Raw genomic sequence first — 1993 nt, forward strand, 5'->3', positions numbered from 1 at the left:
AAAATGACCCTATAAAGGGTCATTTCTCAAAAAACTAAGTTTACGCTTATTTTGACTTGCGATTTACTGGCTCAACGTAGCTTAGGCTAGTATCCCAAGGTTGCTCAATCCATGTGTCTTGAGCGATATCAACAATGTACTCGTCTAGTAGGTGAGCGCCAGAAGGCTTAGCACATACAGCGATCAGTTTTGCTTTAGGGTACATTTCGCGAAGCTTACGTGCAGTGTCACCACTATCAACAAGATCTTCAACGATTAGGAAACCTTCGCCGTCACCTTCAGGTGCTTTAACGACAGTCATATCACGTTGGTGATCGTGGTCGTAGCTAGAAATACAAATCGTATCTACGTGACGAATACCCAGTTCACGAGCCAAGATTGCACCAGGAACCAAACCACCACGGCTTACAGCCCAGATACCTTTCCACTGCTCTGCTGGCATTTGCTTTTCTGCTAGTTGACGGCAGTAAGTCTGCATGTTGTCCCAAGTGATAACGAATTTGTTGCTCATAGTATAAAACCTAATAATTTTTCATGTTATTAGAGGCTATGCCAAACATAGCCTCTTCAGCGTTTAAGCAGAAATCTAGACGATTAAGCGAAAATGTATTTAAGAATAAAGATTACCGACATGATCCACACAGCAGGTGAAACGTCGCGACCTTTACCACTTAGCAGCTTAATTGCAGCGTAAGCGATGAAACCTAGTGAGATACCCTCAGCAATAGAGTACGTCAGCGGCATAAGTAGACATGTTACCACGACTGGTGCTGCTTCCGTAAGATCACGCCAATCAATGCCAACTAGGCCTGACATCATCAGAATTGCTACATAGAAAAGCGCGCCTGATGTTGCGTACGCCGGAATCATACCTGCAAGTGGTGAGAAGAAAAGAGCAAGAAGGAAAAGTACGCCCACGACAACAGCCGTTAGACCAGTACGACCACCTTCAGCAACACCTGAAACACTCTCTACATATGAAGTCGTGTTCGATGTACCTAGAAGAGCACCGATAGACGTTGCTGTTGAATCAGCAAGCAGTGCTTTATTCAGGCGAGGTAGTTTGCCATCTTCTTTAATTAGGTTCGCTTTTGTAGCAACACCCACTAGCGTACCCGCTGTATCGAATAAGTCGACGAATAGGAAAGCAAATACAACAGAGATCATACCGATTTCAAATACTGCAGAGAAATCAAGCTGCATGAAAGTCGGAGCAAGGCTTGGTGGTGTAGACATGATGCCGCCGTACTGAACGTCACCAATGATAATGCCAAGAGCTGTAATAGCTAGAATTGCAATCATTACCGCGCCTTTCACACCACGGTGTACAAGGGCAATAGTAAGGAAGAAACCAAGAGCACCAAGGATAGGAGCAATAGCAGTAATGTCGCCAAGTGATACTTTAGTTGCAGGGTTAGAAACCACGATGCCAGCATTGCTAAGTGCGATAAACGCTAGGAAAAGACCGATACCCGCAGAGATACCTACACGCAAAGACATAGGAATCGAGTTGATAATCCATTCACGGATCTTAAAGATGCTCAAGAAAATGAAGATCACACCCGAAACAAACACTGCCGCTAGAGCAACTTGCCACGTGTAACCCATGCCCATCACAACCGCGTAGGTAAAGAAGGCATTCAGGCCCATACCTGGAGCTTGAGCAATTGGGTAGTTAGCAACAAAGCCCATGATGAAACAGCCAATAGCAGCCGCTAAACAGGTTGCTACAAATACAGCGCCGTGGTCCATACCAGCATCAGCTAGGATCATTGGGTTTACAAAAATGATGTAAGCCATTGTTAGGAAGGTTGTTAGACCTGCGATGATTTCAGTGCGCACATTGGTGCCGTTTTCACTGAGTTTGAATAGCTTTTCGAACATTATCGAATCCTATAAGGGTAAAAAGTAAACGGTTGCGTAATCGATTGGCTTTGGATTATAAAGTTATCAAATAACAAATTCCAGATAGAATTAAGGCTCTAAATAATAT

At 44.1% G+C, this 1993-nt stretch carries 2 protein-coding genes; both read right to left on the reverse strand.

Going from position 1 to position 1993, the window contains the following annotated elements:
* Positions 1 to 46: 46 nt before the first annotated feature.
* Entirely contained in the window at positions 47 to 511 is a 465-nt protein-coding gene (gene tet(34) / locus BCT81_RS24420; protein ID WP_004741499.1) for an oxytetracycline resistance phosphoribosyltransferase domain-containing protein Tet(34), read from the reverse strand.
* 83 nt (positions 512 to 594) lie between these two features.
* Entirely contained in the window at positions 595 to 1884 is a 1290-nt protein-coding gene (locus tag BCT81_RS24425; RefSeq protein ID WP_008218658.1) for an NCS2 family permease, read from the reverse strand.
* Positions 1885 to 1993: the final 109 nt, after the last annotated feature.

The organism is Vibrio sp. 10N.261.52.A1, assembly GCF_002876325.1.
GTDB classification, from domain to species: domain Bacteria; phylum Pseudomonadota; class Gammaproteobacteria; order Enterobacterales; family Vibrionaceae; genus Vibrio; species Vibrio chagasii.